The organism is Bacillus sp. FSL M8-0266 (assembly GCF_038613425.1).
Lineage (GTDB): Bacteria > Bacillota > Bacilli > Bacillales > Bacillaceae > Bacillus > Bacillus pumilus.
In genome coordinates, this window is the sequence record NZ_CP152015.1 from 2,270,308 (window position 1) to 2,289,507 (window position 19,200).

At 42.4% G+C, this 19,200-nt stretch carries 24 protein-coding genes; 1 reads left to right on the forward strand and 23 read right to left on the reverse strand.

All coding sequences use genetic code 11. The features are described from left to right. Positions 1-139: 139 nt before the first annotated feature. The 23 genes from MKY83_RS11495 to MKY83_RS11605 all read right to left on the reverse strand — a co-directional run bounded on the left by MKY83_RS11495 (position 140) and on the right by MKY83_RS11605 (position 18,002). On the reverse strand, positions 140-994 hold the full coding sequence (locus MKY83_RS11495) for a TlyA family RNA methyltransferase (protein WP_217012203.1): 855 nt from the start codon (positions 992-994) through the stop codon (positions 140-142). Continuing rightward, positions 991-2,892 carry a 1-deoxy-D-xylulose-5-phosphate synthase gene (gene dxs, locus MKY83_RS11500; protein ID WP_044140998.1) on the reverse strand — a complete coding sequence of 634 codons (1,902 nt, stop codon included), beginning with the start codon at positions 2,890-2,892 and terminating at the stop codon, positions 991-993. Before dxs ends, MKY83_RS11495 begins: the two co-directional genes overlap by 4 nt. Positions 2,893-3,042: 150 nt before the next feature. After that, entirely contained in the window at positions 3,043-3,933 is an 891-nt protein-coding gene (locus MKY83_RS11505; protein ID WP_113767412.1) for a polyprenyl synthetase family protein, read from the reverse strand. Further along, positions 3,923-4,183, reverse strand: a complete 261-nt coding sequence (locus MKY83_RS11510) for an exodeoxyribonuclease VII small subunit (protein WP_003215880.1) — start codon at positions 4,181-4,183, stop codon at positions 3,923-3,925. Before MKY83_RS11510 ends, MKY83_RS11505 begins: the two co-directional genes overlap by 11 nt. After that, positions 4,180-5,526 carry an exodeoxyribonuclease VII large subunit gene (xseA, locus tag MKY83_RS11515; protein WP_113767413.1) on the reverse strand — a complete coding sequence of 449 codons (1,347 nt, stop codon included), beginning with the start codon at positions 5,524-5,526 and terminating at the stop codon, positions 4,180-4,182. The genes MKY83_RS11510 and xseA overlap by 4 nt, the downstream gene beginning before the upstream one ends. Positions 5,527-5,596: 70 nt before the next feature. Then, a complete protein-coding gene (gene folD, locus MKY83_RS11520) occupies positions 5,597-6,448 on the reverse strand; it encodes a bifunctional methylenetetrahydrofolate dehydrogenase/methenyltetrahydrofolate cyclohydrolase FolD (protein WP_065098384.1) in 852 nt (283 codons plus the stop codon). An 11-nt stretch (positions 6,449-6,459) separates the two neighbouring features. Beyond that, a complete protein-coding gene (gene nusB / locus MKY83_RS11525) occupies positions 6,460-6,855 on the reverse strand; it encodes a transcription antitermination factor NusB (protein WP_003216031.1) in 396 nt (131 codons plus the stop codon). Positions 6,856-7,066: 211 nt separating this feature from the next. Further along, positions 7,067-7,474, reverse strand: coding sequence for an Asp23/Gls24 family envelope stress response protein (locus tag MKY83_RS11530; RefSeq protein WP_044140994.1), 408 nt, complete (start codon positions 7,472-7,474; stop codon positions 7,067-7,069). Between the two features lie 25 nt (positions 7,475-7,499). Then, positions 7,500-8,849 carry an acetyl-CoA carboxylase biotin carboxylase subunit gene (accC, locus tag MKY83_RS11535; RefSeq protein ID WP_003215702.1) on the reverse strand — a complete coding sequence of 450 codons (1,350 nt, stop codon included), beginning with the start codon at positions 8,847-8,849 and terminating at the stop codon, positions 7,500-7,502. 11 nt (positions 8,850-8,860) lie between these two features. Continuing rightward, positions 8,861-9,337: an acetyl-CoA carboxylase biotin carboxyl carrier protein gene (accB, locus tag MKY83_RS11540; protein WP_003215926.1), complete on the reverse strand. Its 477-nt coding sequence runs from the start codon at positions 9,335-9,337 to the stop codon at positions 8,861-8,863. 195 nt (positions 9,338-9,532) lie between these two features. Continuing rightward, positions 9,533-10,165, reverse strand: a complete 633-nt coding sequence (locus tag MKY83_RS11545) for a SpoIIIAH-like family protein (RefSeq protein WP_065098438.1) — start codon at positions 10,163-10,165, stop codon at positions 9,533-9,535. Then, entirely contained in the window at positions 10,165-10,836 is a 672-nt protein-coding gene (gene spoIIIAG, locus MKY83_RS11550) for a stage III sporulation protein AG (RefSeq protein WP_003215656.1), read from the reverse strand. Before spoIIIAG ends, MKY83_RS11545 begins: the two co-directional genes overlap by 1 nt. After that, positions 10,829-11,461, reverse strand: coding sequence for a stage III sporulation protein AF (gene spoIIIAF, locus MKY83_RS11555; RefSeq protein ID WP_342487369.1), 633 nt, complete (start codon positions 11,459-11,461; stop codon positions 10,829-10,831). The genes spoIIIAG and spoIIIAF overlap by 8 nt, the downstream gene beginning before the upstream one ends. A 13-nt stretch (positions 11,462-11,474) precedes the next feature. Next, complete coding sequence (gene spoIIIAE, locus MKY83_RS11560; protein WP_065098387.1) at positions 11,475-12,668, reverse strand: stage III sporulation protein AE; 1,194 nt, start codon at positions 12,666-12,668, stop codon at positions 11,475-11,477. A gap of 19 nt (positions 12,669-12,687) precedes the next feature. Further along, complete coding sequence (gene spoIIIAD, locus MKY83_RS11565; RefSeq protein ID WP_095117840.1) at positions 12,688-13,101, reverse strand: stage III sporulation protein AD; 414 nt, start codon at positions 13,099-13,101, stop codon at positions 12,688-12,690. After that, the gene (gene spoIIIAC, locus MKY83_RS11570) at positions 13,098-13,304 is read right to left on the reverse strand and encodes a stage III sporulation protein AC (protein WP_003153142.1); all 207 of its coding nucleotides are present in this window, start codon (positions 13,302-13,304) and stop codon (positions 13,098-13,100) included. Before spoIIIAC ends, spoIIIAD begins: the two co-directional genes overlap by 4 nt. A 19-nt stretch (positions 13,305-13,323) precedes the next feature. Continuing rightward, positions 13,324-13,839, reverse strand: a complete 516-nt coding sequence (gene spoIIIAB / locus MKY83_RS11575; RefSeq protein ID WP_065098388.1) for a stage III sporulation protein SpoIIIAB — start codon at positions 13,837-13,839, stop codon at positions 13,324-13,326. Next, on the reverse strand, positions 13,833-14,756 hold the full coding sequence (gene spoIIIAA, locus MKY83_RS11580; RefSeq protein WP_217012207.1) for a stage III sporulation protein AA: 924 nt from the start codon (positions 14,754-14,756) through the stop codon (positions 13,833-13,835). The genes spoIIIAB and spoIIIAA overlap by 7 nt, the downstream gene beginning before the upstream one ends. 66 nt (positions 14,757-14,822) lie before the next feature. Next, the gene (locus tag MKY83_RS11585) at positions 14,823-15,104 is read right to left on the reverse strand and encodes a YqhV family protein (RefSeq protein WP_050943774.1); all 282 of its coding nucleotides are present in this window, start codon (positions 15,102-15,104) and stop codon (positions 14,823-14,825) included. 177 nt (positions 15,105-15,281) lie between these two features. Further along, complete coding sequence (efp, locus tag MKY83_RS11590) at positions 15,282-15,839, reverse strand: elongation factor P (RefSeq protein WP_003215497.1); 558 nt, start codon at positions 15,837-15,839, stop codon at positions 15,282-15,284. A gap of 25 nt (positions 15,840-15,864) precedes the next feature. Continuing rightward, the gene (locus MKY83_RS11595) at positions 15,865-16,929 is read right to left on the reverse strand and encodes a Xaa-Pro peptidase family protein (RefSeq protein ID WP_170966016.1); all 1,065 of its coding nucleotides are present in this window, start codon (positions 16,927-16,929) and stop codon (positions 15,865-15,867) included. Further along, entirely contained in the window at positions 16,923-17,366 is a 444-nt protein-coding gene (gene aroQ, locus MKY83_RS11600) for a type II 3-dehydroquinate dehydratase (protein ID WP_003215787.1), read from the reverse strand. Before aroQ ends, MKY83_RS11595 begins: the two co-directional genes overlap by 7 nt. Positions 17,367-17,474: 108 nt before the next feature. Beyond that, positions 17,475-18,002 carry a YqhR family membrane protein gene (locus MKY83_RS11605; RefSeq protein ID WP_065098391.1) on the reverse strand — a complete coding sequence of 176 codons (528 nt, stop codon included), beginning with the start codon at positions 18,000-18,002 and terminating at the stop codon, positions 17,475-17,477. A gap of 222 nt (positions 18,003-18,224) precedes the next feature. Here MKY83_RS11605 and MKY83_RS11610 point away from each other — a divergent pair, with 222 nt between their 5' ends. Next, on the forward strand, positions 18,225-19,181 hold the full coding sequence (locus tag MKY83_RS11610; RefSeq protein WP_278175633.1) for a DUF1385 domain-containing protein: 957 nt from the start codon (positions 18,225-18,227) through the stop codon (positions 19,179-19,181). Positions 19,182-19,200: the final 19 nt, after the last annotated feature.

Here is a 19,200-nt window from a genome sequence, read left to right on the forward strand (position 1 = left end):
TGATCTCAGTTTGTCTTTACGTTCTATGTTATATGAACCACAGTTCAAAAAACAAGCGTTACGTGAGAAACGGCCAATTCTCATCTTTTGACCATGTAAAAAGGAATAATAGCGAGCTATTATTCCTTTTGTTTCAACCTCATGTATCAGCCGGCTCAGGACTGTTTTTCTTTTCTTTCAATACAGAATGGGCTTCCTTGACGATCTTTTCAAGCTCTGAAACCGGTAGTGCCGCATTCTCTTCTTGATCGGGATGAAGCACTAAATGGAGAAGGAACTCAATATTCCCGTCTCCGCCAGTAATAGGCGAAAATGATACATCCTTCACATCATAGCCTTCTTTTGCAGCAAATTGATTCATCTCTTCCAGTACACCAAGGTGGACCGATGGATCTCGCACGATGCCTTTTTTCCCAACAAGCTCTCTGCCTGCTTCAAATTGAGGCTTGACGAGTGCAATACAGTCTCCGCCTGGGACAAGAATGTGCTTTAAAGCCGGCAGAATGAGTTTAAGTGAAATAAAAGAGACATCAATTGACGCCACTTCTGGCAATCCTTCAGTAAAATTTGCTGGGACGGAATGACGGAAATTGGTGCGCTCCATGACGATGACCCTGTCATCCTGCCTTAATTTCCACGCAAGCTGATTGTAGCCAACATCAACAGCATATGATTTGACCGCTCCATTTTGAAGCGCACAATCTGTAAATCCACCTGTTGATGAACCGATATCAATTAGCAATTTTCCTTCAACGGTTAAGTCGAATTCTTTTAGCGCTTTTTCGAGCTTTAATCCGCCGCGGCTCACATATTTCAGAGGGTTCCCTTTCACAGTGAGCGGTGTATCACGAGCGATTTTCTCTCCTGGTTTATCCAAACGGTTTTCATTTGAGTAAACGATCCCTGCCATAATGGCACGCTTTGCTTTCTCTCTCGTTTCCATTAGTCCTTGTTCAACTAATAAAACGTCAAGTCGTTCTTTCTTTGATGTCATGATCCAATTCCTTTTCTTGGTGCTGCGGGAAGCAGGTCACGTAAAGTATCAGCAACCTGTGCTTTCGTCAAACCAATTTCTTCAAGCAGGGCATCAACACTTCCATGCTCAATAAATTCATCTGGAATGCCCATACGTTCTACTTTAATATGAGATGCTTTCTTATCGTGTATATATTCTAAAACGCTGCTGCCAAATCCGCCTTGGAGCACAGCTTCTTCAATCGTTAAAATCGGAATACCTTCAGAAAAAATGTCATTTAACATCGCTTCATCAAGAGGCTTAATAAAACGAGCATTGACAACACGAACCGATTTCCCTTCTTTTTGAAGTTCTTCTGCTGCTTGGAGTGCCATTTTAATCGTCGTACCAAATGTTAAAATCACGGCATCCTTCCCTGGACGAAGAACCTCCCAGGACCCAATTGGAATGGTTTTCAGCTGTTCATCCATTTTGACACCTAGCCCATTACCGCGCGGGAAGCGCATAGCAATAGGACCGTCATCGTACTGAATAGCTGTATTGACCATGTGCTGTCCTTCATTTTCATCTTTTGGCATCATGAGTACCATATTCGGCATATGACGCATAAAGGCAATATCAAACACACCTTGATGGGTTTCTCCATCTGCACCGACAAGTCCAGCACGGTCAATGCCAATAAATACGTTAAGGTTCTGACGACAAATATCATGTAGCACTTGGTCATAGGCTCTTTGTAGGAACGTTGAATAAATCGCTAAAAATGGCTTCATGTCCTGCGTCGCAAGCCCAGCTGCCATTGTGGCTGCATGCTGCTCGGCAATTCCTACATCAAACATCCGCTCTGGAAATTCCTTCGCAAAGCCTTCAAGCTTTGAACCAACAGGCATCGCAGGCGTGATCGCAACAATCCGCTCATCTTCCCGTGCCAGCTTTCTGACCGTTTCACTAACGAGACCACTCCAAGACGGAGCTGCTGCTGCCGGTTTTACAAAATCCCCTGTATCAATTTTGTATGGACCCGTACCGTGCCAAGTCCCGACTTTATCGGATTCTGCCGGCTGATAGCCTTTTCCTTTTTTCGTGATGACATGCAGAAGAACAGGACCTTTTGTTTTCTTTGCATATTCAAGATTTTCAAAAAGATCTTCATACGAATGTCCGTCGACAGGACCTAAGTAGGTAAATCCCATTTCCTCAAAAAACATGCCAGATACAAGTAAATATTTGAGGCTGTCTTTGATACGCTCTGCTGTGGCAGCAAGCTTACCACCAACAGCTGGAATGCGCTTGAATAAATATTCAAGCTCGTCTTTTACCCATTGGTATTTGCCAGCTGTACGTAATCTACCAAGCATTGTGTGAATCGCACCGACGTTTGGTGCAATACTCATTTCATTGTCGTTTAATATGACAATCATATCTTTCTTTTCATCACCGATATGATTCAAAGCTTCTAGCGCCATACCTCCGGTTAGTGCACCATCTCCGATAATCGGCAAGATATATTCATCTGTCCCTTTGATATCACGCGCTGCCGCCATACCCATCGCGCCAGATAACGAGGTTGAACTGTGACCTGTCTCCCACACATCATGCTCGCTTTCATTTCGTTTAGGAAAACCGCAAAGCCCTTTATATTGACGAAGTGTATCAAACTCCGACCCTCTTCCCGTTAACAGCTTATGAACGTAAGACTGATGTCCAACATCCCAGAGGAATTTGTCTTTTGGGCTGTCAAATACTTTATGAAGCGCAACAGTCAGTTCAACGACTCCCAGGTTCGGACCGATATGCCCACCAGAGTTAGCTAAGGACTCAATTAAAAACATGCGAATGTCAGCACTAAGCTCCTCTAATTCTGCATTTGACATTCCTTTTAGAAACGTTGGATTTTTTATTGATAAAAGATCCAATTAGGATCAACTCGCTTTCAACAAAATTTCTATATACATCTATAATGCCTTATTCCTTTGAAAACCAATAGGGAATAAGAGTTGTCTCATCATAATAAACTGTTTACAGTTTACCACAATTGCTCGAGGACCCTCAAATCTAGGCTGTTTTTAATGATCTCTTGAGGCAATTAGATCACATAAATCATGCAGCAATTGCTGCTCTAATTGAAGATTTGAGACAATTTCTTTTGCACGTGTGATGTGCTCATGCAGCTTTTCTTTTGCTCCTGAAAGCGTTAATAAAGAAGGATATGTCGACTTTTCATTTGCTGTATCAGAGCCGACCCGTTTTCCGATTTTTTCTTCGCTTCCTTCGAGATCTAAAATATCATCACGGATTTGAAACGCAATGCCAATATGATAGCTGAATTCCCTTAGCTTTTCGATATCGTCATCTGATGCTCCTGCCAGCATTGCACCTGCTGCGACACTGAATGTGAGAAGCTTTCCTGTTTTACGGGCGTGAATGGATTCTAGTTCAGCAAGCGATACTTGTTTTTGCTCTGCTTCCATGTCGTCAAATTGACCGCCAACCATTCCTAGTGCACCTGCTGACTTTACAAGCTCATCCACAATTCTGAGCTTTTTGTCAGCTGAGACGCCGCTAGACAGCTGAGATGTAATCAGGCGGAAGCTTTCTGTTAAAAGGGCATCACCTGCAAGAACCGCTGTTGCTTCTCCGTACACTTTATGATTTGTCGGTTTTCCTCTGCGAAGGTCATCGTCGTCCATGCAAGGAAGGTCGTCATGTATCAATGAATACGTATGAATCATCTCAACCGCACAGCCGACAGGTATACCGTCTTCTTCGTTTTTACCGTAGGCATTTAGAAGAGCAAGAACGAGAACAGGTCGAAGCCTTTTCCCGCCCGCTTTAAGAGAATAGAGCATAGAAGATTTCAGGTCTTCAGGAATCGTCAATTCCTGAACATATGTAAATAAATAATCTTCAATGGCCTGCTTTCGTGTTGTTAAAAATTCATTTAAATTACTTGTCACCAGCATCTGCCTCCTTCACTGAGAAGGGAGCCAGCTCACCGTCCTCTTTTAAAATGAAATCCATTTGCTTTTCAACATGCTGTAATTTTTCATGACAAAGCTTCGAAAGGGTCATCCCTTCTTGAAAATAATGAATGGCCTGCTCAAGTGGTACATCTCCTTCTTCGAGCTTTCCCACAATCTCCTCAAGACCTTTCATCGCCTCTTCAAATGTCATTTGTTCTTCTTTTTGTTTATTGGATTCTGTCATGTTGATTGCCCCTCCTTCTCAATAACCTCACAAATCAGACGTCCATCCCTCATCGTGATGGTCAGCTGATCCTTCGGCTCTACTTGGTTCACACTTTTTATTAGTTCATCTTCTTTATAGGCTAAGCTGTAGCCTCTTTCCATCACTTGAAGTGGATTTAATGCATTTAGTTTACCAAGAACCGATTGGAACTGCGAATGAATTGTTTTCATTTGCACATTCATACTGCGAATGAGCTGTTCTGTTTCATTGGCGTGGCGTTTTTTCGCTTGAAGCAGCTGCTCTTTAGGGTGAAGCGGCTTCAGCCTGTATGTCTGGCGGTCTAGCTGACTGCGTTTTTGCTCAATTTGTCTCGTCAGCTGTTTTTGAAAACGGTCAAATACCAAATCGAATTGCTGCTCTTTTTGCTCCTGTAATCGTTTTGGAAAACGGAAGGCATAAGAGGATTGCAGCGCCACAAGACGATCCTTGGCTTGTGAGGTTCGATTCTTTACCGCTCTTGTTAGCCGTATATCGATTGATTTGATTCGTTCAATTAAATCGGTCGTGCTTGGAACAGCAAGTTCGGCTGCTCCTGTTGGTGTGGGTGCTCTCATATCTGCAGTGAAATCACTGATCGTAAAGTCTGTTTCGTGTCCAACTGCAGATATGATTGGAATGTCTGATGCGAAGATGGCTCTTGCGACAGCTTCTTCATTAAAAGCCCAAAGCTCTTCAATCGAACCGCCTCCTCTTCCGACAATCAAGACATCACAGAGCTGTTTTTCATTCGCTTCCTTAATTCGCTCTACGATGGAACGGGTCGCATGCTCACCTTGAACGAGCGCCGGAAGCACAATGATTTTCGCCTGCTGATAGCGCCGATTGATGGTCGTAATGACATCTCGAACAGCCGCTCCTGTTGGAGACGTAATGACACCAACAACCTCTGGATATTCGGGGATTGTTTTTTTATAGCGCGCATCAAATAAGCCTTCGCTTGCTAGCTTTTTCTTCAGCTCTTCATAAGCAAGATGAAGAGCACCAACACCATCAGGCTGCATTTCTTTTGCATATAATTGATAGTTACCGCTTGGTTCATAGACTTGAATTCCGCCTCGTACAAACACCTTCATTCCACTCTTAGGTGAAAAAGGCAGCTTCGCCGCAGAGCGCTGGAACATGACAGCTTGCATGCGTGCATTTTCGTCTTTTAAGGTGAAGTACACATGTCCTCTTGAATGAATCTTGACATTGGATAGCTCACCTTTGATCCAAATATCTTCTAAATGCGGATCAACATCAAATTTTCTTTTTATGTATTTTGTAAGGGCTGTGACCGTCACAAAGGCTTTTTCACTCATGACGTATTCCTCCTCTTCAAAAACGCACATTCATCCACCAGCAGCATGCAGGTGGATGAATGGATAAAGCTTATGCTAATGTACGTTTTGCTGATTTAACCGTATTATGTGCAAGCATCGTAATCGTCATTGGACCGACTCCGCCAGGGACTGGTGTGATATAAGAAGCTTTTTCTTTTGCCTCTTCAAAATCAACATCTCCAACAAGCTTTCCAGTATCCAAACGATTGACTCCTACATCGATCACAATAGCGCCTTCTTTAATTTGGTCAGCTTTAATAAAGTTTGCTCGACCGACGGCAACAACTAAAATATCCGCTTTCAACGTATGTTCTGAAATATTCGTTGTTCTTGAATGGCAATAAGTAACCGTTGCGTTTTCGTTTAACAGCAATTGTCCTACTGGTTTACCGACAATATTGCTGCGTCCGACAACAACGACTTCTTTTCCAGAAAGACTGACGCCCGTTTTATTTAGTAATTCAACAATGCCTGCTGGTGTGCATGGAAGGAATGTGTCTTCCCCAAGGAGCATTTTCCCGATATTCAATGGATGGAAACCATCAACATCTTTTTCAGGTGAAATACGTTCAATCACGGCTTTTTCAGAAATATGTTTTGGCAGTGGAAGCTGAACAAGAATCCCGTGGAATTGATCGTTGGCATTGTACTGATCAATCAGCTGAAGCAATGCTTCTTCTGTTAAAGAAGCATCTAAATGATCTAGCTGGAAATGCATCCCCATTGCTTCTGCTGCTTTTTTCTTCCCGCGTACGTAAGAAAGTGAAGCCGGATCATCACCGATTAGAATAACGGCAAGACCAGGTGTGACACCTTTTTGTTTTAGCTCTTCTACTTCTTTTGCTAATTGCTCACGCTTTTCTTTTGCTGTTTCTTTCCCATCGATGATTGTTGCTGTCATGTCGAATCCTCCTATTGCTGCTTTAGGTCGTTTTTAATGTTTGAAAGTACTCCATTTACAAATTTCGATGCTTTATCGTCACCGAATAATTTGGCCAGTTCAATCGCTTCATTCATTGAGACACTAACCGGGATATCTTCTTGATACACCATCTCGTACACAGACAGCCTTAAAATGGCTCTGTCTACGTTTGCAATACGATCGAGTTTCCAATTCACTAAATGCTGTGAAATCATGTCATCGAGCTTGTCCTTTTGTTCAAGCACACCGAAAACCAGCTCCTCGAAAAAAGGATCTGATTCTTGTTCATCCAGCGCATGTGTAATGGCCTCTTTCGGATCAATATTGCTCACATCAATTTGAAATAATGTTTGTAGCGCCTTTTCTCTTGCAGTTCTTCTTTTCATTATTTACTCCTTTAACCACTTTATCCGCTTGTCGTTAAGCCATACAGAGATCATAACATATTTTGACCATGGTCGCACCAAGATCCATGTGAGCTGTCACGAAAAACGAATCAATTTACGTGTGAGATCATTATTATTCGGAAATGACCCAAAAATGGGCTTTAAAAAACCAAAGAGGCAATGCCTCCTTGGTTTCACTTGAACTCTTTTTTTACATTTCTTGATCTACTTCAGCCTCAGATGCTTTAGTATCAAATTGAATACCAACGACATGAATATTGATTTCATTAATCGTTAAAGCAGTCATGTTCAAAAGAGTTTGACGGATATTTTCTTGTACAGCAGTGGATACCTTTGGAATGGATAGGCCAAATTCAACCACACAATATACATCGATTGTGATGCCTTCATCAGAGACATCTACTTTCACACCTTTACGGTGATTTTTCTTACCAAAGCGTTCTGCTACATCAGCAGCGAAATTGCCGCGCATTTCGGCAATGCCTTCGACTTCTGAAGCGGCGATCCCAGCAATGACCTCAATCACTTCTGGTGCAATTTGCACTTTTCCCAATTGATCTTCATCAAGGTTCATTTCAAGCAAATTGTTATCTGACACGATCATTCACCTCCGAAAGCTGTGATTATTTCATGATTTGGTATGTTTCTAAAAACTTCGTATTAAAATTACCACTCACAAATGTTTCATGCTCAAGCAATCTTAGATGGAATGGGATCGTTGTGTAGACTCCTTCAATGACGAACTCTTGAAGCGAGCGTTTCATTCTCGCAATCGCTTCTTCTCTCGTCTTACCATATGTGATCACCTTTGCAATCATACTATCGTAATATGGCGGAATCACATAGCCCGGATAAGCGGCAGAATCAACACGTACTCCTAGACCGCCTGGCGGAAGATACATTTTAATTTCACCAGCTGAAGGCATGAAGTTTTTCTCTGGGTTCTCTGCATTAATACGGCATTCGATTGCCCATCCTTCATATACGACATCCTCTTGTGTAAGAGAAAGCTTCTCACCTGATGCGACTTTAATTTGTTCTTTGATCAAGTCAACACCTGTGACCATTTCTGTTACAGGATGCTCTACTTGAATACGGGTATTCATTTCCATGAAGTAGAACTTCTCTTCATTATAATCATAAATGAATTCGACTGTTCCAGCACCAGTGTATTCAACAGCTTCTGCAGCTTTTACGGCTGCTTCACCCATTTGCTCACGGATGTCTGCATTCAGCGCTGGTGATGGCGTTTCTTCAAGAAGCTTTTGCATTCTTCTTTGAATCGAGCAATCACGCTCTCCTAAATGAATGGTATTGCCATGCTGATCTGCAAGCACTTGGATTTCCACGTGTCTAAAGTCTTCAATGAACTTTTCTAAATAGACGCCAGGGTTACCAAAGTTTTGCGCTGCTTCCTGCTGCGTGATGGTGACACCGTTAATGAGTTCTTCTTCGGTACGAGCCACACGGATTCCTTTACCACCGCCGCCGGCAGTTGCTTTTATAATCACAGGATACCCAATACTTGCTGCTGTTGAAACAGCATCATCAAGATCTTTTACAATTCCTTGAGAACCAGGAACAATCGGAACGCCAGCATCTTTCATTGTTTCCCTTGCGACATCTTTCGTTCCCATTTTGGAAATCGCTGATGCAGTTGGCCCAACAAAGATGACATTGCATTCCTCGCAAAGCTCTGCGAAGTCTGCATTTTCAGCAAGGAAGCCGTATCCTGGATGGATGGCATCTGTCCCTGTTAATTTGGCTACACTGACAATATTCGTGACATTTAAATAACTATCTTTTGAAGCAGTCGGTCCGATGCAATATGCTTCATCAGCCATTTGAACATGAAGCGCATCGCGATCCGCTTCAGAAAATACCGCAACTGTTTCAATTCCAAGCTCTTTACAAGCGCGGATAATTCTAACTGCGATTTCTCCTCTGTTTGCAATTAATAGCTTTTTAATCATGATCGTACTCCTTACTCTGCTTTCACTAGAAAGAGGGGTTGTCCGAATTCTACAAGCTGACCGTTCTCAGCTAATACTTCGACGATTTCACCTTTTACTTCTGCTTCGATTTCATTAAACAGTTTCATCGCTTCTACGATGCACACAACTGTGTTTTCCTTCACCTTAGAACCTGATGTCACATATGGATCTGCTTCTGGTGAAGATGAAGCATAAAATGTGCCAACCATTGGGGATGTGATTTTATGCAGATTTTCAGACGCAGCTGCCTCTTGTGCAGGGGCTTCGGTCTGAGCTGGAGCTTGTGCTTTAGGAGCTTGTTGAGCTGGAGCTGCTTGGACAGGAGCCACTGGTGCCGCTACTTGCTGAACGACTTCTTTATTTTTCTTTAGTTTGATTTTTGCACCTTCGTTTTCGTACGTAAATTCATCAATTGTTGATTCGTCAATTAATTTAATCAGTTCATGAATTTCTTCAATTTTTAACATGGATTTGCACCCCTATGTATGGATTTATCTTTTTCTTATAGGCTAGTACTAAAAGTACATACTATAACCATCTTACAGGAGGATTTCAATGAATTCAACTAATATTGTGGCGAAGCGCTTTGCGAGAGCACCTTGAAGAGGGCGCCAAACCGCATCAAAAAACGCCCTTTACGGCAAAGGGCGCCTGTTCATTTTTTATTCATTGGAGGGCTCAAAAGTGACCGCTACGTTATCAAGACCTCTCATTTCTTTTGTGACCATATCAATAATATCGGCCGCTTGGGACTTTGATTTTTTGTCAGAACGAACTGTGATGCTCACTTTATCTCCCTCTGCACTCACTAGCGCATCTTTATAACCTTTTGTTTTAATTAAGGTTTCGAGCTGACGCTCCGTTCCTTCTGCTTCACTAAGCGCTGTCATTTGGTCATAAGCTTCGCTTTTTTCTTGTGCTGTTGCATCATCACTGGATACGATTTCGTTGAACTCTTCACGCTGTTTGCTTCGTTTATCTTCAAGCTCTAATCTGTATGTTGTAAAAAGCTCATCGTCTGTTTGCTCTGACACAGCCTTTCCTTCTTCACCGCTTGTTTCGATATCCTCTTGTTTACCATTTGTTTCTTTGTCAGTGGACTTCTCATCAGCGCCTTTTTCCGTTCCTTTGTCCATTCCTTTTTCTGGTTCAGTCTTTTTCTCTTCCATTCCTTTTGATTTCATCTCTTCTACTGTCACTGCATTTTCACCTTGTGGAGACATGATATAGTACACACTTAAGACGACAACTAAACTTAGCATCGTTAATAGCCAAACCGTTTGTTTTTTTAACATCATTCCGAATCCTCCTTGATTTTTTTAGGGGCAACAGCCACTCTATGGCTCGGTACGTCAAGCACTCGTGTAACCGCTTCAATGATGGTTTTCTTTATTTGAACGTTGTCTACTCCTTGAGCAACAACGAGGACACCTCGAATATCTGGTTTTTTCGTTTGCACCACGACTGGCGTTTCTTCATTGCCATTTTTGATGATGACGATTTCTTCTTCTTTTGTTTGATCGGTGACACTTCGCACGCCGCCTTCTTTATCTGTTTCTTCGGTCGTTGTGCTTTTATTGGATTTGTTTTTTTCAAACACTTTTAAAGAAGTTGCGTCTACATTGACCACAATCGATACATCCTCAACGCCAATAATGGTCTCTAAAATTTCTTTCAGCTGATTTTCGTATTCTTGCTCCACATCTTCAATCGAATTCTTTGATTTACTTGACGATGCCGGCTTGAATACCTCCTGCTCTTGTGAGGTTGTTTTTTTAGAAGTAGGAACAGCAGCTTGTTCTTTGCTTGATGGCGGTGACAAGATCTGACTGACTAACATGAAAGATACGCCGATGATGAATACAAGCAGCAAGTAATGGTGCTTCGTTAATTTTGGTTTCCCTTCACCTTTTTCAGGCGGCTGCAAGAATGATTTCAGCTTTTGTTTCCAGTCCTTGTTATTCATGATCTGCTGCGTCACCTCCCTCAATGTTCAGCGCAATGTGCTCAGGACTCGTATTCCAAACATCAGCAAGCGTCTCTTTCACCCTCTTGATCTCTTTGTTAGAAGATCCAGTGCTTTCCTCCTTTTGCCTGGAGAGATCAATGTCCACCTTTGCCACCGTTTCTACAGCATCACCTGTGAGCGGGGAAAGAACTGCTTTGATGCGAAATTGATCCGCCTCCATATTCTGATCCAGGTGCTCTTCATCTGCCAGCACTTCTACGTGTTTCATTTCATAGCTCTCCTTCTCCAGTGGCTCCTTTGCGCTTTTTTCTAGTTGGACAGCCATTTGCTTTAAAATATATGCACGCTGAGAGGCTTGTATTTCTTTTTTTTCTAAATTCATCTGATTTTTTATTTCTTCTGACTGTGCTTCTTCTTTTCCCTTCATCAATTCTGAGAAAATTTGGTCAGGGTCTGCCCGAAAAAAAGCAAAAATCGGATTGAGCATAACCACAATCAACAGGAGGCTGACGACCATTTTGGCATATTTTTGCATGCTTGAATTGGGAAGTAGAAGATCAATGACAATCGCAAATAAGATAAAGAGAATAATACTTGTGATCCATTCCGTGAGAAAACTCAAAAGGTGTCCCTCCTTACTTCATCATCATGGTCAGGTTGCCAGCAGTAATAATGACGGTAATGCTTAAAAAGAACATGAGCGACACGACAGCAAGTGCAGCAAAGATATAAAGCACACTTTTAGAAATGACATCAAGGCAGCTGATAATCGGTCCGCCTCCTAATGGCTGAAGAACGGCTGCGGCAAGCTTATATATAAGGGCTAGCGAGAGCACTTTAATCGCAGGGAAAGCGGCAATTGAAATGAGAATAGCGACGCCAACAAGTCCGACCGTATTTTTAAGTAATACAGAGGCACTGATGACGGTATCCGTCGCATCTGTAAACATTCTGCCAAGGACGGGGATGAAATTTCCGGTAATAAATTTGGCTGTACGAAGTGCGATACCATCCGTAATCGCAGCAGATGCACCTTGCACAGAAATGACGCCAAGAAAGACAGTTAAAAAGACGGCTAACCCGCCTATCGCCACATTTCTTAACAGCTGGGCAAGCTGGGTAACCTTGTATTGTTCAGTCAGCGTACTGACAATGCTCAATATCGCTGATAAAAAAATAAGCGGAAGAACGACATATTGAATAAAAACGCCGCTCGTATTCATCAAAAATAAAATAACGGGATGAAAGAATCCGGCTGAGACAAGCCCGCCTGATGAAGCAATCAGTGCTAATAACAGAGGAATAAGAGCAAGAATAAAACTGGTCATCGTTTGAATGGCTTCTGTTGCATAAGAAATCGCCACATGAAAGCTGTTGAGTGCAATAATGATCAGCACCATATAAACAAGTGCGTATGCGACTTTACTGACAGTGCTTTGTTCAAATGCATTCTGCAAAAGCTGTAAAAGCGAACAAAAGATGGTGAGTAAAATCAGTGTGCCAAGGAGCTTTCCGTTTGCGATGACCTCGTGAAAAAGATAATGAACAAAGGCTTTCAGCCATGTCTGGGGAGACAGCTCTTTATCGCCATCAATCATTTCCTTCACTGTTCCTTTTTGGCTTTCTGGCAGAAAGCCGCCATACTCGTCCAATATGGTTTCCCAAAAGTCACTGATGGAATGAAGCTCAAGTGCATCAGCCTGTCCAGTCGCCACTTCTTCTGCTGCTGGTGCTTCATTTGATAAAGGCTCTTTTTCTTCTGCGCCTGCGTGCGGAGCGATCAGCCAGAAGAAAAGCATCAGTCCCATAACAGCTGTCACCCGTTTCATTGTCATCACCTCTTTTCAATTAAGTCATGGACGGGATCATACCTAAGATGGTCTCAATGATGACTGTTAAAATGGGGACTGCCATGACCAAGATGAGAATTTTGCCGCCAAGCTCTATTTTTGATGCAATGGCGCCTTGTCCAGCATCTTTTGTCAGCTGGGCGCCGAATTCCGCAATATAGGCAATGCCAATAATTTTTAAAATGGTTTCAACATACTTCATATTGACGCCGGCACTTGCCGCAATTTTTTCTATCATCGAGATAATGGCATAGATTTGATCTATTAAATAAAGAAAGATCACACACCCTGTAAATACAACAAGCATAAAGGCGAAGGTTGGCTTTTGTTCTTTGACAATTAATGCTAAAAAAGTAGCGATTAAACCAAGTCCAACAATTTGTATGATGTCGATTTGTAAGCCCTCCCCTATCCTTGGAATAGAAATACGGCTTTAATCTTTTTAAACAAATCATCTACAATGGTTGCCACCATAAACAAAATGTAGATAAACCCAAGCAGTGTGACCCACTGAGCGTACTCCTTTTTCCCCATTTGATCTAAAATCGTATGGAGGAATGCCACAACGATGCCTACTCCCGCAATTTGAAAAATGACGTTTACATCAACGCCCATGCTCTCGACTCCCTTCCTCTCACATCAATAAAAGAATCAGTAGTAATCCGCTTAAAAATCCGAGGCTTCTGACCATTTTTTCATTTTTGGCTTGGGCGATTTCAGCTTCCTTCTCCTCCGATTCCAAATGACCTAAAGCAAGCTTGATATATTTTTGCTGAGACGTGACATCATGCTGGCCAAGTGTTTCTCCAAAGTGCCTCAGTGCCTCATATTCGCCTTTTTTTAAGACGGTTTTTTTCCAAACACCCTCAAGACTCTCATTCCATGCATGCCGTGCAGAAAAGGTTCCAACTTTCAGCTTTTCTGCAAATTGTTCAAATAACCGATTCACAGGAGGACCTACTTGCGACGCAATTTGCTCTGCTGCACGCGCTAGCGGTGTTTGACCATACATAATTTCAGCTTCAAGAGACTGGAGCGCAAACCGGAGCTGCCGAATTTGTTTCGGCCGGTCGCTATATCGTTTGGCAAACTCGAACCCTCCCCAAGTCGTAGCCGCGACAATCAAGATAGCGCCAATGAGCTTTAACATACGTCCACTCCCCGCCTCCATTTCATCTCTTGTCCGTCTTGCTCATATATCCGCCCGATCGTGCCGGGACCGTCCTTGCGATTTAATTCAACATATCGTTCAAACACTCGAAGCTCCCATAACGGCTTCAATGATGGGCGTTTATACACATCTTCAAGTGAATAGCCATGAACGGAAACGATAATGGTGACCCCAGCATGAATCGCTTCTAATAGTGCCTGCACATCCTCGCTTTTTCCGATTTCATCGACAATCATGACCTCTGGACTCATAGACCGAATCATCATCATCAAGCCCTCAGCCTTTGGACACGCATCGAGCACATCCACCCGGTTTCCAAACTGGTGCTGCGGCACCCCTCTTATACACCCAGCGATTTCTGAACGCTCATCTATAATGCCTGTTTTTTTAGGAGGAATTGCTTTTGTGCCTGTACTAGCCAGTCTTGCTATATCCCGCAATAATGTTGTTTTCCCTGTTTGCGGTGGACCGATGATCAGTGTATTGCACCAGTGCTCGTCATATAAATAGGGAAGAAAGGGAAGCGCAATCCCGACTTTTTCTTTTGCGATGCGGATATTAAATGAAGAGATATCTCTTAATCCTTTGACAATGCCGTTTTCAACGATCACCTTTCCTGCAAGTCCCACCCGGTGTCCGCCCGAAATGGTGATGTAGCCTTGCTTTAGCTCCTCTTCAAGTGTGTACATGCTGTAATTGCTCAGCCTGCCTAATAGCTGAGACGCATCTTCTCCTGTTGTGTGATAAGAAAGAAAGCGCGGTTTTCCTCTTTGCATTAATTCAATAGGACGATCCGTGCGAATGCGGATTTCTTCTATTTGATCCCATTCTGCTTCTTTTAGCAGTCTAAGTTCTTGTCCAATCGAGTGCGGGAGAATATCCAACAAACTCCGCAACGAATTCCCCTCCTTTTTTTCTTCTCTAAAATGTATGATGGGAGCCGTTAATTATGCCAAGCCGTTTCACTTATAGATCCCAACAAGAATAAATACGACACCAATGAAAATAAAGACGAGCTTGGCATAGGATAACTGCCCTGCAATTTGATAGATTCCAATCGTCATCGTGATAATAAAAATGAGCGGCCCAATGATCGCCAATATACTATTGATGACAACCGCTTTTCGAACGTCATTTGTGACTAAAATGAGGATGGCGGCCGTCAGTTCAATCGCTGCCGATAAAAACCTCATGCCTGCCATCGCAGCGACTGATGGATGTAGACCTGGGAGAAATTGTTTCATATAGAACCTCCAGCTTTTTTTACACTATATGCTTGTCTAGCTGGAAGTAGTCTTGTTTTTCAGGAAGGAAAAGAGATGAATGAGAGAATTGAGAGAAGGCCTGCCTTTTGGGGAGTCTTACATGTTTTACAATAAAAAAAGACTGTAAACACGAGGTTTACAGTCTTTCTTCATTCATTACGCTCTTGACACGTATGAACCGTCTGATGTATTAATGACTAGTTTATCTCCTTGGTTCACAAAGAAAGGAACGTTGACGATTAAACCAGTTTCTGTTTTTGCAGGTTTTGATCCGCCTGATGTTGTGTCGCCTTTAATACCAGGCTCTGTTTCTACTACTTCTAGTTCTACCGTGTTTGGAAGTTCTACTCCAAGTGTTTCAGCACCGTACATCACAATATGAACCGACATATTTTCTAGCAAATATTTCAGCTCATCTTTAATTTGTGTTTCACTTAGTTCAAGCTGCTCATAAGAACTTGTATCCATGAAGACATGCTGGTCGCCATTTGCATACAAGTATTGCATTGTTTTTGTTTCGATTTGAGCTTTCGCTACTTTTTCGCCTGCACGGAATGTTTTTTCTTGAATAGCACCAGTACGTAGGTTACGCAGTTTCGAACGAACAAATGCTGCGCCTTTCCCTGGCTTTACGTGTTGGAAATCCACTACACGCCAAATACCGCCGTCCACTTCAATTGTCAGGCCTGTACGAAAATCGTTTACTGAAATCATTTTGTCATCCTCCTACATTTCACCATCATAATATGATAAGTTCTTTCGGTGAGTGGGTCAATCGTTTATTGCCGTCAGCTGTCAGGACAATATCATCCTCAATTCTCACGCCGCCGACATCCGGCAAGTAAATTCCCGGCTCAACTGTCACGACCATTCCTTTTTCTAAGACGACCTCTGATCGTGAGGAAAGGCCTGGCGCTTCATGTACTTCCATCCCTAGCCCGTGGCCAGTTGAATGCCCGAAGTATTGACCATAGCCATACTTTTCAATGATGTCACGTGTGATGCGATCAGCTTCTTTTCCTGTTAAGCCTGGCTTGATTCTATCCACACCAGCGTTTTCTGCTTCTAATACGATATGATAAATTTCCTTTAGCTTATCGCTCGGTGTGCCAACAGCAATCGTTCTTGTCATATCAGAACAATACCCTTTATAGTAAGCACCGAAATCGAGTGTGACTAAATCACCAGATTCAATCACCTTTTCACTCGCTCTTCCGTGCGGTAGGCTTGAACGAACACCTGAGGCGACAATCATATCGAATGAAGATCCTTCAGCGCCTTCTTTTCTCATGAAAAATTCAAGCTCGTTCATGACAGCAATTTCCGTCAAGCCCGGCTTGATGTAAGTGAGAATATGATCAAAGGCGTGATCTGCAATCTTCGCAGCTTCCTCTAATATCTTAATCTCTTCACTAGACTTAATCAAGCGCAACTTTTCAACTGATTCTGAGACCGGAACAAGCTCAATATCACCTGCTTTACCTGCATACTGCTGGTAAGTGGCAAATGTCATATGGTTTTGTTCAAACCCAAGGCGTTTGATCCCAAATTCCTTTGCCGTTTGAGCTGCTGTTTCTACGATGTTTCCTTTATGTTCAATAATGTCGAAGCCTTTTACTTGGTCCTTCGCTTGCTCTGTATAACGGAAATCCGTGATAAAAGCTGCCCGGTCCTTTGAAACAACGGCGAGACCGGCTGAGCCAGTAAAGCTGGTCATGTACTGTAAATTAAAGCTGCTCGTAATGACTAGACCATCGATCTCTAATTCAGATAAAAGTGTTCTTAACTTTTCAAGTTTCATGATACTGCTCCCCCTTCACTCACTAAATAACGAATCGCCAATTTATACCCTTCTAAACCAAGACCAACGATTTGCCCTTGGCATACTGGAGCAAGTACAGAATGATGGCGGAATTCCTCTCTCTTATGAACGTTTGAGATATGTACTTCAACAACGGATAAAGAAATACTTGCAATGGCATCTCTTAGGGCATAGCTGTAGTGTGTAAAAGCCCCCGGGTTAAACACGACTCCATCGTACTGATCTTCTGCCTCGTGGAGCGCATCAATCAAATCTCCTTCGTGATTCGATTGAAAGAACGTTAACTGGATATTGGCTCTTTCTGCAAACTGGAACAAATCCGTTTCTAAATCTGTCAGCGTCTTACTTCCGTAAACAGCCGGCTCTCTTTTGCCGAGCCTATTTAAATTGGGCCCATTCAGCACAAGAAAATGAGGCATACAACCACTCCTTCACCCTAATTCAATCTATATCGAGATCTGTTTCTTTTTTCTTAGAAACCTTTCGTTTCCAAAAATATTTTATCATATGAATAGGTGATTTACACTTTATTCTGTCTTTTTCCCGAGTGCCCTCGCAAGCTTTTGACTCGTTAATTCATTATATTCAAACGAAATACTGTACCCGACAAACATGCCGTATAAAATATATAGACAAAATGTCGTGACGATGGTGCTTTGCTGCAAATCCTGGACTTGCTTTACATCTGGGAAAATGGGATTAAATACGTAAAAAACGAGCAGCCATAAAATTACGCCATATATCAGCCCCATCCAATAGCCTTTGATCCGTTTCAAAAGCCCATAATAAATAAAGGCTGCTCCGATCGATAAAACCCCTAAAAGTACAATACTGATAAAAGTACCAAGTCCGCCCTTTTTCCACTCTCCGAGCACAAAAGGCTGAAGGAGCATATTGGGACTCACCTCTGAGAAATGAAACATATGGGTCAGAAACCCGATAAAGCCCCAAAAAACACCGCCAACAAAGCCTGTCGCAGCTGCTCTTGCCAACAGCGATGACGTTTGTACAGCCTGATTTTTTTCTTCTTGGTTTTTCTTTTCATCACGTTTCATTTGTGAACACCTCCAGCATTTAGTATGTCCAAAATGTCATGAATAAAAAGGATTCCATCCGTGAGTGTAAAATTTTTATAACAGGGTATACTGGCTAAAAAGAGGTAGATAGAATTCTAGTAGATAATCGACCTGTGAGCTAGTGATTTCCCCTCATTTCCTGTACAATAAAGGTATAAGGAAAAGCATGTAAATTACAGGAAACAGGCAGGTTGATGAAATATGTCCAATCAAACAAAACCTCCAGCATATGGAGGGCAGGCAGTTGTCGAAGGTGTCATGTTCGGAGGTAAAAAGAACTATGTGACAGCGATTCGGCGAAAGGATCAGTCCATTGAGTTTTTGAAGCTTCCCCGGACCTCCAATAAACGAACCGCCTTTCTCAAGAAAATCCCCTTTGTCAGGGGTGTTGCTGCACTTGTTGAAGCAAGCGCAAATGGCAGTAAGCACTTAAACTTCTCCAGCGAGCGCTATGACTTAGATCCTTCAGAAGATCATACTCTTGAAAAAGAACAAAAAAGCTCGAAATTATCTATGATTTTCGGCATTGCTGTGATCGGAGTTCTCTCTCTTCTCTTTAGTAAATTTGTCTTTACCCTAGTACCTGTCTTTTTAGCTGAACTTGTGCGGCCCGTCTTTTCAGGGAATTTCGCACAAATCGCAGTGGAAACATTCTTTAAACTGGTCCTGTTATTAGGCTATATTTACTTTATTTCCATGACCCCTTTAATTAAAAGGGTATTTCAATATCATGGCGCAGAACATAAAGTCATAAACTGCTATGAACAGAATCTTGACATCACAGTGGAAAATGTCCAAAAACAATCACGGCTTCATTATCGTTGCGGTAGCAGCTTTATTTTATTCACTGTCATTGTCGGAATGTTCGTCTATTTACTCGTACCGACAGATCCTTTATGGGTGAGAATTCTGAATCGCTTGGCGCTCATTCCGGTTGTTCTCGGCATTTCATTTGAAGTGCTTCAGCTTACGAACAAACTCCGAGAAGTGCCTGTGCTGAAAGTGCTTGGCTATCCTGGTCTTTGGCTGCAATTACTCACAACAAAAGAACCCTCTGACGATCAAGTCGAGGTAGCCATTGCAAGTTTTAATGAACTTCTTCGTTTAGAGGAAGCGTCTGAGAAACAAGCGTCAGATACTGCTCATCAAGTGATCTAACTTATAAATCCGGTAAATT